The following is a 13,621-nucleotide window of genomic DNA, read 5'->3' as shown; positions in this document are numbered from 1 at the left end:
GGATTTTTTAGAGAGTTTAGATTATTCAAAAAACAATATGATAGTGCTTTGGACAATTAATTTAGTGTTGTTTTCAAGTGAATGCATTTTTTCTATATTTAAAGAAGCTATATTTTCTTTGCTTTATGGTTTTCCTCTTTCCACTTCGATATATATTCAATACTTTAGCACTCATAATAAATTCAAAATAATAATTGCTTAATGGCAGCCGAACAAAAACAAAAATTAGAACAACAACTCTGGAATATAGCTAACACCCTTCGTGGAAAAATGGATGCTGATGATTTTAGAGATTACATATTAGGTTTTATTTTCTACAAATATTTGAGTACAAAAATGGATTTGTATGCCAATGAAGTATTAAAACCAGACGGTTTGACTTTTCAGGAAATTGAAGGACATCCAAATGAAGCTTTATTAATGCAGGAATTAAAATCATTGGCGATTGATAAACTTGGTTTTTTCTTAGAACCATCTGAATTATTCTCTGAATTGGCAAGAAGAGGAAACGCAGGAGGAAAAAATAATTTTATCTTAGGTGATTTAGCAAAAGTACTTACGCATATTGAGCAAAGTACAATGGGTACTGAAAGTGAAGAAGATTTTGGAAACCTATTCTCTGACTTGGATTTAACTTCTCATAAATTAGGAAAATCAGAATCAGATAAAAATGAATTGATTGTAAAAGTGCTTGTTCATTTGGATGAAATTGATTTTGATTTAGAAAACGTGGATAGCGATGTTCTTGGTGATGCCTACGAATATTTAATTGGAAAATTTGCAAGTGGAGCCGGAAAAAAGGCAGGTGAATTTTATACGCCACAGCAAGTCAGCAGTATTTTGGCACAATTGGTAACAGTTGGCAAAGACAAACTTAAAAGTGTTTATGACCCAACTTGCGGATCTGGATCCTTGTTATTACGTGTTGCCAAAGAAGTAAAAACGGTTAATGCTTTTTATGGTCAAGAAATGAATCCTACGACGTATAATTTATGTCGTATGAACATGATTATGCACGATGTGCATTACAAACGTTTTGATATTAAAAACGAAGATACTCTAGAACGTCCGCAACATTACGATATGCGTTTTGAAGCTATTGTTGCTAATCCTCCTTTTTCTGCCAATTGGAGTGCAAGCCCTTTGTTTATGAATGACGAACGTTTTTCTGCTTATGGAAAACTAGCCCCAAGCAGTAAAGCCGATTTTGCTTTTGTGCAACACATGGTTCACCAACTAGATGATAATGGAACAATGGCTATTGTTCTCCCACACGGTGTTTTGTTTCGTGGCGGTGCCGAAGGACACATACGTGAGTATTTAATAAAAGAGAAAAATTACTTAGACGCTGTAATTGGTTTACCTGCCAATATCTTTTACGGAACCAGTATACCAACTTGTATTTTGGTTTTGAAGAAAAAAAGAACCGATGTCGAAAATATTTTATTTATAGATGCCAGCCAACATTACGAAAAAATAAAAACCCAAAACATATTGCGTAATCAGGATATTGACAAAATTATAAATACCTATAAAAACCGCATTACAGAAGAAAAATACAGCCATCTCGTACAGACGCAATTTATTGCGTCTCAAGATTACAATTTAAACATTCCTCGATATGTAGATACTTTTGAAGAAGAAGATACTGTAGATCTAAAAGCAATAACTGCTGAATTAAGAGAATTAGCAATTCTTGGTAAAGCAATAGATTGTACTATTGCTAATTTTTGCACAGAATTAGGAATTGAAACACCATTTTAATGAGTACAGCAACTTTAGATATAGAAAAGAGAAAAACTTTAGTGCCAGAATTGCGATTCAAAGAATTTGAAGGAGAATTTCATTCAAAAATCTTTGATGAAATAACTGAAATTACTAGACTTGCTGGTTATGAGTATTCTCAATATTGGAAAGAAGATGTCAAAGGGGAAATAATAGCATTACGAGGATATAATATTGGTAAAGGTAAACTTGATTTAATAAAACTTGCCTATATATCAAATGAACTTTCATTACAATTAAAGCGTTCTCGATTGTTTAAAGGAGATATAGTTTATCCGTGTGTAGGTAGTATTGGAAATGCAGTGGTTATTGAAGAAGATGATAAGTTTCATATTCAACAAAACATTGCAAAAATAAGTTGTAAAAAAGGAGTTTCACCATATTTTATTGTGCAATTTCTTGTAAGTGACTTTGGCATGAATGAAGTATATCGCTTTAATGCTTCAGGAGCTCAACCAAACGTCCTAGTAGGAAGTCTAAGAAAATATAAGATAAATCTTCCTACTTTAACAGAACAACAAAAAATAGCTTCTTTTTTAAGTGCAGTCGATGAAAAAATACAGCAACTAACTCGCAAAAAAGAACTATTAGAACAATACAAAAAAGGTGTAATGCAACAATTGTTCTCTGGGAAATTGAGATTTAAAGATGAGAATGGGGAGGATTATCCGGATTGGGAGGAGAAGAAGTTGGGGGAAGTTCTAAAAATTGGAAGTGGTAAAGATTACAAACATTTACAAAATGGAAATGTTCCAGTTTTCGGAACAGGAGGTTATATGTTATCTGTAAATAAATTTCTTCATAGTGGAGAAACTGTTTTTATTGGTCGAAAAGGAACTATTGATAAGCCGTTTTATTTTAAAGGAGATTTTTGGACTGTAGATACTTTATTTTATACGCATACTTTTAAAAATGTGATACCAAAATTTATATATTGTGTGTTTCAACAAATAAATTGGAAATTGCATAACGAAGCTTCAGGAGTACCAAGTTTGTCAAAATCAACAATTGAGAAATTAAAATTTAATTTTCCTTGTGTTTCAGAACAACAAAAAGTCGCCAATTTTTTATCGAGTATCGATGATAAAATAGAAAGTACCAACCAACAAATTACCCAAACACAAACGTTCAAAAAAGGGTTGCTGCAGCAAATGTTTGTGTAGAGACGCGATTTATCGCGTCTATCAATCAGGATGGATGTAGATTATGTTGAGACGCGATAAATCGCGTCTGTACGGATAATTGGAATCGATACACGTGACGCACGTAGAGACGCGATTTATCGCGTCTAACACAACGGATTTCAAATATTTTCCAAATTGGATTGATTCACAGTGCGTAAGACGCGATAAATCGCGTCTGTACTGAAAAATGAAAATGAAAATGAGTATGATAAAATTTCAAAATAAATATCGCATTCCATCTGCCCGATTGCAAAATTGGGATTATGGTGCAAATGGTGCTTATTTTATCACAATATGCACAGATAAAATGCAGCATTATTTTGGGGAAATTTTTGAATGCGAAATGCAATTAAATGAATTGGGGAAATTAGCCCAGGAATTATGGAAAGAGATTACAAATCAATTTTCGTATGTTGAATTGGGTAATTTTGTAATTATGCCCAATCATGTACATGGGATATTAATCATAAACAAATCCGCAACGGTAGAGACACGATTCATCGCGTCTCCAAACAACGAAGAGAAAAAAGGAGGAGTGACAGGAGATAAAAACCCGATGCTGAATGAAAATATATCGCGCATTATTCGATGGTATAAAGGTAGATGTAGCTTTGAAATGCGTAAAACACATGCTGATTTTAGTTGGCATTCCAGATTTCATGATCATATTATCAAAGATTCTACATCGTTTGAAAATATTCAAAATTATATAGAGAATAATCCTTCCAAATGGGAAGAAGATAAATTTTATAAATAAAAAAATGGGACATCAATCTGAAGCCGTATTAGAAAATAACTTAATCAAGCAATTGGTAGGCTTGGATTATACGCCCATTAAAATACAGGATGGAGATGCTTTGGTTTCCAACCTAAAAAATCAATTAGAAGTTTTTAATAAAACTATTTTTTCAGCAAAAGAGTTTGATGCTATATTGAACCATTTAGCAAAAGGAAATGTTTTTGAAAAAGCAAAAACACTACGTGATTATTTTCAATTGACCAAGGATGACGGTACTTCATTTTATGTTCGGTTTTTTAATACAGAAGATAGTAGCCAAAATTTATTTCAGGTTACTAATCAAATATCTTTAGAAGGAAGTTATAAAAATCGTTTTGATGTAACGCTTTTAATCAACGGTTTGCCTTTGGTACAAATAGAACTCAAACGTTCGGGCATCGAAATCAAAGAAGCTTTTAATCAAATCAATCGCTACCAAATGCATTCTTTTTGGAGCAATCATGGTTTGTTTCAATATGTACAATTATTTGTAATAAGCAACGGTGTTAATACCAAATATTTAGCCAACAACAAATTGCAATCGGTCAAGCAAACCTTCTTTTGGGCAGATGCTAATAATAAAAATATTAGAGAGTTACCTGATTTTGCAGATGCTTTTCTGAACCCAAATCACTTGGGTAAAATGATCGCGTATTATATTGTAATAAATGAGACACATAAGGTAATGATGATATTACGACCTTATCAGTATTTTGCAACAGAAGCGATTATTCATCAGGTTAAGAATTCTAATGACAATGCTTATATTTGGCACACAACAGGTTCAGGTAAAACGTTGACTTCGTTTAAAGCGAGCCAGATTTTAATGGAATTGCCAGACGTTTATAAAGTTGTTTTTGTAGTTGACAGAAAAGATCTGGATTATCAAACTATGAATGAATTCAACGCTTTCAAAAAAGACAGTGTTGATGTTACCGATAATACGCAATCCCTAATCAGACAATTAACTGATAATACTAAGTTGGTTTTAACAACTATTCAGAAATTAAATAATGCAGTTTCAGAACGTTTTAAAGGAAAAATAGAACCTTTGCGACATAAAAAAATCGTTTTTATTTTTGATGAATGTCATCGTTCTCAGTTTGGAGAAACCCATGAACGCATTACAAAATTCTTTGAGAAAAGCCAGTTAATTGGTTTTACAGGAACACCCATATTTGCAGAAAATGCTTCTAAAAATGATTTAGGAAAACGCACTACTAAAGATTTGTTTGGCAACTGTCTGCATAAATATGTAATTACCGACGCTATTAGAGATCAGAATGTGCTGCGTTTTGGAATTGAATATATTGGAAAATACAAAAATAAGAGCAATACTTTTATTGATATAGAAGTTGAAGATATCGATAAGCAAGAAGTTTTAGATTCCCACAAAAGAATTAACAAGATTGTTGATTATATAATTGCTTATCACAATCAAAAAACCTTTAATAGAGATTATTCGGCACTTTTAGCCGTAAGCAGTATTGACAATGTAATTAAATACTACGATCTTTTTCAGCAAAAGAAAGAATCTGGAGAACATGATTTGCGTATTGCTACTATTTTTACTTATGGTACGAATGAAGATTCAGACGAGGCACAAGATTTTCTTCCTTCTGATGAAGTAGATTTTGATGTTTTGGCAGAACCAAGAACTCTTTATGAATCCAGGCATACCAGAGATAAACTGGAAAAATATATTGGACATTATAATGCAATGTACGGCACCAGTTTTACAAACAAGGATAGTTCGTCATTTGAAAAATATTTCCAAAATATAAGCAAACGATTAAAAAATCGTGAAAAGGAAAACTTCAACCATGAACAAGATCGCTTGGATATTGTAATTGTTGTTAATATGATGTTGACTGGTTTTGATGCCAAAAAAGTGAATACACTTTATGTAGATAAAAACCTGAAACAACACGGTTTAATACAAGCTTATTCAAGAACTAATCGCATTTTAGGAGAACAGAAGTCGCAAGGAAATATTTTGTCCTTTAGAAATCTCAAAAAGGCAACAGACGATGCAATTACTTTGTTTTCGAATAAAGAAGCGATAGAAGTTGTTACGATGCCCGATTATGAAAGGATAGCAGAGAAGTTTGATGAAGCGCTAAAACTGCTTAGAGAAATTACTCCAACCTATCAAAGCGTAGATGATTTAGAAAGTGAAGAAGACGAAGCGCAATTTGTACAAGCTTTCAGAAAATTAATGCGAGCCATGAATGTTTTACAATCCTACACTGATTTTAACTGGAATGATTTACCAATTGATGAGCAGGAATTTGAAGATTATAAAAGCAAATATCTGGATTTATACGAAAAAGTAAAACAAGACAACCAAAAACAAAAAACTTCAATACTTGACGATATCGATTTTGAATTAGAATTAATCCATAGAGATCAAATAAATGTCGCTTATATTTTGAAATTATTAGCGCAATTAAAAGGAGCTAAAACACCTACTACAGCGGCTGCTCAAAGAAAAATTATAATAGATTTATTGGGAGGAGACATTCAATTAAGAAGTAAAAGAGAGCTAATTCAGAAATTCATAGATGAGAATATGCCTCATATTAAAGATGGTGATTCTATTGAAGATGAATTCGAAAAATTCTGGCAAGATCAAAAAGTTTTAGCATTAGGAAAACTATGCGAAGAAGAACATTTGGATAAAGCACAATTCAAAGCTTTAATAGATGCATACATCTACAGCGGCCGAGAACCTATAAAAGATGAAGTTTTTCAATGTTTAGATAATAGACCAAGTATTCTGCAAGCCAGAGTAATTGGTGATCGAATCATTTCTAAAATGAAAGAGTTTGTTGAGGTTTTTGTAAATGGAATGATGGCGTAAACCTTCTTATAAACTCCAATTCCCTAGCCCTGATGGAAGCGACATCCTTTTGTGGTCTCGTTTTTTTAACGAGACCACAAAAGATATAGCGTACAGCAGGAAACAGCTCCAAAAAAAAATCTACTCCCGGTATACTCCATGATACCATCAAAAAACTAATCCCTTTTGCGATTTAACTTTGTCCTGTTAGTTTAAAAACAATTTAAAAATGGACAATCTTAAAAATAAAGTGGGCAGTAATAACAGGTGGAAACAGCGGAATTGGTTATGCTACAGCAAAACAATTAAAAGAACAGGGCGCAACTGTGATTATAACCGGAAGAAGAAAAGAAGCGATTGAAGCTGCAGCTTCTGAATTGGGTGTAAATGCCATTGTGGCCGATCAGTCAAGTGTGGCGGATATTGAAAATCTGGCTTCAAAAGTAAAAGCAGATTTCGGGACTGTTGACATTCTTTTTGTCAATGCCGGAATCGCCGGTTTGGGCACAATCGAGCAAACATCGGAGGAATTGTATGACAGTATTATGAATGTCAATCTTAAAGGTGCTTTTTTTACGCTGAGCAAATTTATTCCGATTTTAAAAAACGGTGCTTCGGTAGTATTTCTTTCTTCTAATACGGCGAGTATGCCAGGCCCGGGATCTTCGGTTTATTCTTCAAGTAAAACGGCTTTGAATTCGGTTATGAAATCGGCAGCATTGGAATTAGCCCCAAGAAAAATCAGGGTAAATTCTGTTAGTCCGGGACCAACAGAAACCGAAGTAATGAAAAAAGTAGGTCTGGACGAAGCAACCATAAAAGGAATTATGGATGTTGTGGTAGATAAGATTCCGCTAAAACAAATGGGAACTGCAGCAGACGTAGCCAAAATGGTTTCGTACTTAAGCAGCGACGCTTCTAAATTTATCACCGGAGCTGATTTCCTTATGGATGGCGGAATGGTGCTGGCTTAAGGTCTTGTTTTTTTGGTTTCACGTTTCATGTTTCAGGTTCATGTTTCAGGTTCATGTTTCACGTTGAGATTGTTATGGATGTTTAACCGCAAAGTGCGCTAAGAGCTATGCAAAGGCCGCAAAGTTATGGATATAGCATTGCGGTCTTTGCGTTTATACAGCATTTCTGTTTAAAAAAATTTTGCGTGCCTTGCGGTTAAGACAAGCAGCTTAGCATTTGTCCGTTTCAGGTTTTAGTTTGTCCGTTTGGGCTGTTTTCTGATTTTAAAACGTGGGTTATCGAAATACTTTTGACGAAGAAATTAACAGATAATCAAAATTTAATATCAAAAAAATGAAAACAAATACAACAAACAGACGCAGCTTGTCCAATATAATTGCAACAGGCGCACTTATTTTGGCGACAGCAACAGGATTTGCACAGAATAAAAATGCAGAGAATCCGGAGTCAATTCGCCCTTACCATATTAGTGTTTCAAAAGAAGCGATCACAGAACTTAAGGAACGTGTAAATGCTACCAGATGGCCCGAACAGGAAACGGTTACCGATCAGTCGCAGGGAGTAAAACTGGCACAGATTCAAAGTCTTGTAAAATATTGGGGCAGCGATTATGACTGGACAAAAACAGAAACCAAATTAAATTCCTTACCGCAATTTGTAACCAATATCGACGGACTGGATATTCAGTTTATTCACATTCGTTCTAAGCATAAAAACGCTTTGCCTTTAATTATAACTCACGGCTGGCCGGGATCTTTCTTTGAACTCTTAAAAGTGATCGGACCGCTTACAGACCCAACTGCTTACGGAGGAAAAGCCGAAGATGCTTTTGATCTTGTAATCCCGTCAATGCCGGGTTATGGTTTCTCAGAAAAGCCAAAAGGAACGGGTTGGGGACCTGAAAAAATTGGTGCTGCATGGGATGTTTTAATGAAACGTCTGGGGTACAAACAGTATGTATCTCAAGGTGGTGACTGGGGTTCTGTTGTAGCAGATGCTATGGGACGTCAGGCTCCGGAAGGTTTGTTGGGGATTCACGTAAATATGCCTGCAACGGTTCCGGCAGATGTTGCCAAAGCTTTGAAAAACGGAGAACCGGCACCTAAAGGATTATCTGTAAAAGAAAATGCAGCTTTTAATTCGCTAAATAAATTATACACAAAAGGCGGCGGTTATGCGGGAATGATGGTAACCCGCCCGCAGACTTTGGGTTACGGACTTACAGATTCTCCGGTCGGACTGGCTTCTTTTTTCCTTGATAAATTCAATGAATGGACGTATAGCGGAGGAAATGCCGAAAAATCTCTTACCAAAACAGAAATGCTGGATGATATCTCCTTGTACTGGTTTACGAACACAGCAAATTCATCGGCACAATTGTACTGGGAAAACAACAATAATAACTTCAACGCTGTAGAACAAAGAACGGCTGAAATTAAAGTTCCGGTGGCGATAACTGTTTTTCCGGGAGAAATTTATCAGGCACCAAAAAGCTGGGCCGAAAGAGCGTATAAAAACCTGAGTTATTTTAATGAAGTAAACAAAGGGGGACATTTTGCTTCCTGGGAAGAGCCACAGATTTTTACCATAGAACTTCGTGCGGCTTTTAAAGGATTAAGAAAATAAACTGTTAATGGATTTAAATGCAAAACTCGCAAGGCATTACGCAAGGTTCGCAAGTTTCTTTTAAAGCGAGCATAAATATTTAGATTAAGGCTTTGCAAACTTAGCGTTTATAAAACACCATATAAAAACTTTGCGCTCTTTGCGGTTAAATACAGCATTGTCCAATTCAACCCTTACTTTGTCCATTTGACCTTTTTTCTGATTGTAAAACGATGACTGTCAGGATACCTTTGACAAAGAAATTTAACTAATACAAAAAACTAAAATCAAAAAATATGAAAACTATAGTAAACAAAATCGTTCTTATTGCAGTGTTTTTACTAAGTGTGAACTTTAGTAATGCACAATCAGAAATACAAAATAAAGCAACCGAAGTAAGCCCTTCGCTTGGCACATTAAAACAAATCAATGCCGGGCTGCTTAATGTAGGATATACAGAAGCAGGCCCTGCAACGGGAAGCCCAATAATCCTGCTTCATGGCTGGCCTTATGATATTCACAGTTATAATGAAGTCGTACCTGTTTTAGTGGCAAAAGGTTACAGAGTGATTACGCCTTATTTAAGAGGTTTTGGCACAACACGTTTCTTATCTGATGACACTTTCAGAAGCGGACAGCAGGCAGCTTTGGCTACCGATGTAATCGCCCTGATGGACACCCTGAAAATTAAAAAAGCAACTTTTGGCGGATTTGACTGGGGAGCGAGAACGGCTGTAGCGGTTGCAGCACTTTGGCCGGAACGTGTAAACGGATTGGTTTCTGTAAGCGGTTACATTGTGGTAAATCTTGAAGCCAACTTAAAACCGCTGCCTCCAACAGCAGAATACGGATGGTGGTACCAATATTATTTTGCAACCGAAAGAGGAAAAACAGGATACAGCCAAAACACCTACGAGTTTAATAAACTGATCTGGAAACTGGCTTCTCCAATCTGGAATTTCGACAAGGCAACTTACGATCAGACTGCACAGTCTTTTAATAATCCGGATCACGTAGCCATTGTGATTCATAATTACAGATGGCGCCAATCTCTTGAAGCCGGAGAAAGTAAATATGACAGTCTGGAAAAACGTTTGTCTGCAAGACCGGAAATTACTGTTCCTGCAATTACAATAGGGAGTGATTTTGATGGTGCTTTCGCGGATGGTAAAGCGTATGCCAATAAATTTAAAGGGAAATACGAACACAGAATCCTAAAAGGAATTGGTCACAATGTACCACAAGAAGACCCGAAATCATTTGCTCAGGCAATTATTGACGTGGACGGATTTGCAAAAACAAAATAATATTCAATAACAATAACAAAAAACAATCTAAAATCTAAAATCAACAATCTAAAATTAAAAATTCACATGGAAACAAAAGTATTATACACAGGAAAAACACGCACAACAGGAGGAAGAGAAGGGGCATCTAAAAGTTCAGATGACAATTTAAATGTAAAACTGACTTCTCCGGGATCTTCAAGACCGGGAACAAATCCGGAACAATTATTTGCAGCAGGCTGGTCTGCCTGTTTTATTGGCGCAATGGGAATTGCAGCCGGAAAATTGAATATCAAATTACCTGCAGAAACTGCTGTAGATGCAGAAGTAGATTTGGTTGTGACCGACGGAGCATATTCATTACAGGCACGCTTAAACATTAGTCTTCCGGGATTAGATACTGAAGTGGCAAAGGCTCTTGCTGCAGAAGCACACAATACCTGCCCGTATTCTAAAGCTACAAGAGGAAATATTAATGTCGAGCTTAATATTATTTAATTACAGACAGAAACCTCTTCTACATGAAGAGGTTTCTTTTTAAGAAATTTAGAAATCATGAAAAAAATAAAAGTAATATCCGTTTTTATAGTCTTATTTATATTGTTCGGAATTTCAGCTTTCGCACAAAATAATTCGGATAAAAAGCCACAAAAAGGATTCGCCGTTTTAGAATTATTTACTTCTGAAGGCTGTTCGAGCTGTCCTCCCGCAGATGAATTAATGGGAAAAATTCAAAACGAATACAAAGACAGTCCGGTATATGTTTTGGCATATCATGTAGATTATTGGGACAGACAGGGCTGGAAAGATATTTTTAGTAATCCCGATTATACCAAAAGACAATATGACTATGCAAAATGGTTAGGAAAAGAGCCTATTTATACGCCTCAACTGGTTGTTAACGGAAAAAAGGATTATATCGCTTCTGATGAAACTTCGGTGAGGAATGCGGTTAAAAACACGCTGTCTAAACCTGATAATCTTGAATTTTCACTAGAAGCAATTTCTATCAATAACAGACTGAATTTGAGTTATAATGTAAACGGAATTTCAAAAAACACAAAATTAGTGTTGGCTGTTGTGCAAAAATCAGCAAAAAGCAATGTAAAGAGAGGGGAGAATGCACACCGCATTTTATCACATTACCAGATTGTAAAACAGCTTAATAGTATTACTCTAAAAAATAACGGAAAAGGCAACACCACTATTTCTGAACCTAAAGATTTTAATATAAAAGATTTTGAAATAATTGCTTTTGTTCAGGATATGAATTCAGGGGCAATTTTAGGAGCAGAAAAAGCAATAATCAACTAAATGATAAATAATCTATCAACTGTTAAATTTTCAAAATAAGCTTACCTTTGGGTAGGCTTTAATGATTTATAATAAAATGGAAAAACAAAAAAAACGCTTTGAGGTATCCGGCAGGATTATCTGGGGAAGCTCAGTTTCGCTGGCAGTTTTAGCTTCGATCCCAAAACTATTTGACACCTTTTCAACACCGCGTGATATTGCCATTAACTCTTCGATTACCTTGTGTTTTTCGGTTTTTATCTGGTATTATAATATCTACAGCCTGCCGAAGTTTTCAGCACAGCGCACGTCTAAAAATTTATTGAACGGAAAACTTTTTTTAAGTGTCGTACTGGGAATTCTGGTTATGATAATCCTGGTAATTGCGCATCAGGAACTTTTTCAGGTTGCCCAAATGGATGCTCCGATAATGTTCGAATTGAGAGGGCTTTTAATTAACCTGATCGTGTATATGTTTCTGCACCTGCTTTTTCAGAACTACCAGACTCAGCAAATGGGTGTTGAATTGGAGCGTACGAAAGCTGTAAATCTTGGCGCACAATACGAACTGTTGAAACAACAGGTAAATCCGCATTTTTTGTTTAACAGCCTGAATACTTTAAAATCGATGGTGGATATTAACGATCCCATGAGTTCTGATTTTATATTGAAACTTTCTGATTTTTATCGTTTTACGCTAGAAAGCAGAAAAATGGACCTGATTTCGCTCAGGGAAGAACTTCAGATTCTGGATTCTTATGTCTACCTGCTCAAAGCCCGTTTTGAGGACGGATTTGTTCTGGAAAATGAAGTAGACGCAAAACAATATGATGCTGCAATCCCGCCTTTTACATTACAGCTTTTAATAGAAAACTGTATCAAACACAATGTGGTATCGCTGGATAAACCTTTGGTAATTAAATTATATACCGAAGAAAATTTCCTGGTGGTAGAAAATAAGATTCAGCTCAAAAGAGGTGCTTTGTCTACCGGTGTTGGGCTCGATAATATTAACCAGCGTTTTATGCATTTACTGCACAAGGAAATTGAAATTGATAAAACCGAAACTATTTTTAAAGTAAAAATACCAACGATCTATGACTATCATAATAATTGAAGATGAAGTAAAAACAGCCAAAGCCCTGGGCCAGCTAATTTTGAGTATCAGACCCGATGCCCAGATTTTATCATATATACAAAGTATAGACGGAGCGGTGAGTTATCTTTTGGAGCATGACCAGCCGGATCTTATTTTTATGGACATACAATTGGCAGATGGACAGTGTTTTGAAATCTTCAAAAGCGTAGAGGTGCTGTCGCCTGTAATATTCTGCACTGCTTTTGATGATTATGCAATTGAGGCTTTTAAATCGAATGGAATTGATTATGTACTAAAGCCTTTTTCGAGAGAAAGTATTTCGGGTGCGATTAAAAAAGCCGGCGAACTGAAAAACTTTTTTCAGCGCAATAAAAAAATGATACCGGATTTTGAGTACTTGCTAACCAGAACGGGAGAGAATACAGGGAAAAGCAGTTTTTTGGTTTTTAAAAACAACAAATACCAAACCGTGCAAACTGAGAATATTGCTTTTTTTTATATTAAATATGAAACGCCAACGATTATGACTTTTGATAAAAATGAATATCAGATTACACAATCGTTAGACGAGGTTCATAAATTATTATCACCGACGCAATTCTTTAGGATCAACAGGCAGTATCTGGTCAATTTTTTGGCTATCAGAGAGGCAGAGCATTATTTTTCGCGTAAGCTGATCATTAAATTAACTATCCCGACAGAAGAAAAATTATTGATTGGAAAAGAGAAAACAACCGCTTTTTTGAGCTGGCTGGAAAACAGATAACCAATTAA

Annotated in this window: 11 protein-coding genes; all 11 read left to right on the top strand. The window is 35.3% G+C overall.

The annotated features are described in order from the left end of the window. The first annotated feature begins 201 nt into the window (after positions 1–201). The 11 genes from JOD96_RS05225 to JOD96_RS05175 all read left to right on the top strand — a co-directional run bounded on the left by JOD96_RS05225 (position 202) and on the right by JOD96_RS05175 (position 13,613). The gene (locus JOD96_RS05225; protein WP_209563214.1) at positions 202–1,764 is read left to right on the top strand and encodes a type I restriction-modification system subunit M; all 1,563 of its coding nucleotides are present in this window, start codon (positions 202–204) and stop codon (positions 1,762–1,764) included. Further along, positions 1,764–2,948, top strand: a complete 1,185-nt coding sequence (locus JOD96_RS05220; RefSeq protein WP_209563213.1) for a restriction endonuclease subunit S — start codon at positions 1,764–1,766, stop codon at positions 2,946–2,948. Before JOD96_RS05225 ends, JOD96_RS05220 begins: the two co-directional genes overlap by 1 nt. Positions 2,949–3,174: 226 nt before the next feature. Beyond that, positions 3,175–3,726, top strand: a complete 552-nt coding sequence (locus tag JOD96_RS05215; RefSeq protein WP_209563212.1) for a transposase — start codon at positions 3,175–3,177, stop codon at positions 3,724–3,726. A gap of 4 nt (positions 3,727–3,730) precedes the next feature. Then, a complete protein-coding gene (locus tag JOD96_RS05210; RefSeq protein ID WP_209563211.1) occupies positions 3,731–6,610 on the top strand; it encodes a type I restriction endonuclease subunit R in 2,880 nt (959 codons plus the stop codon). A 215-nt stretch (positions 6,611–6,825) separates the two neighbouring features. Continuing rightward, entirely contained in the window at positions 6,826–7,563 is a 738-nt protein-coding gene (locus JOD96_RS05205) for an SDR family oxidoreductase (RefSeq protein ID WP_209563317.1), read from the top strand. A 334-nt stretch (positions 7,564–7,897) separates the two neighbouring features. Beyond that, entirely contained in the window at positions 7,898–9,190 is a 1,293-nt protein-coding gene (locus JOD96_RS05200; RefSeq protein WP_209563210.1) for an epoxide hydrolase family protein, read from the top strand. Between the two features lie 275 nt (positions 9,191–9,465). Further along, positions 9,466–10,476, top strand: a complete 1,011-nt coding sequence (locus tag JOD96_RS05195) for an alpha/beta fold hydrolase (protein ID WP_209563209.1) — start codon at positions 9,466–9,468, stop codon at positions 10,474–10,476. 66 nt (positions 10,477–10,542) lie between these two features. Next, positions 10,543–10,953 carry an organic hydroperoxide resistance protein gene (locus JOD96_RS05190; protein ID WP_209563208.1) on the top strand — a complete coding sequence of 137 codons (411 nt, stop codon included), beginning with the start codon at positions 10,543–10,545 and terminating at the stop codon, positions 10,951–10,953. A gap of 57 nt (positions 10,954–11,010) precedes the next feature. After that, complete coding sequence (locus JOD96_RS05185; protein WP_209563207.1) at positions 11,011–11,769, top strand: DUF1223 domain-containing protein; 759 nt, start codon at positions 11,011–11,013, stop codon at positions 11,767–11,769. 76 nt (positions 11,770–11,845) lie between these two features. Continuing rightward, entirely contained in the window at positions 11,846–12,865 is a 1,020-nt protein-coding gene (locus JOD96_RS05180; protein ID WP_209563206.1) for a sensor histidine kinase, read from the top strand. Next, positions 12,846–13,613, top strand: coding sequence for a LytR/AlgR family response regulator transcription factor (locus tag JOD96_RS05175; protein ID WP_209563205.1), 768 nt, complete (start codon positions 12,846–12,848; stop codon positions 13,611–13,613). Before JOD96_RS05180 ends, JOD96_RS05175 begins: the two co-directional genes overlap by 20 nt. The last annotated feature ends 8 nt before the right edge of the window (positions 13,614–13,621 follow it).

Source organism: Flavobacterium sp. 1355, assembly GCF_017833415.1.
In the GTDB taxonomy this organism is placed as follows: domain Bacteria; phylum Bacteroidota; class Bacteroidia; order Flavobacteriales; family Flavobacteriaceae; genus Flavobacterium.
This window is presented reverse-complemented; position numbering and strand designations above follow the sequence as displayed.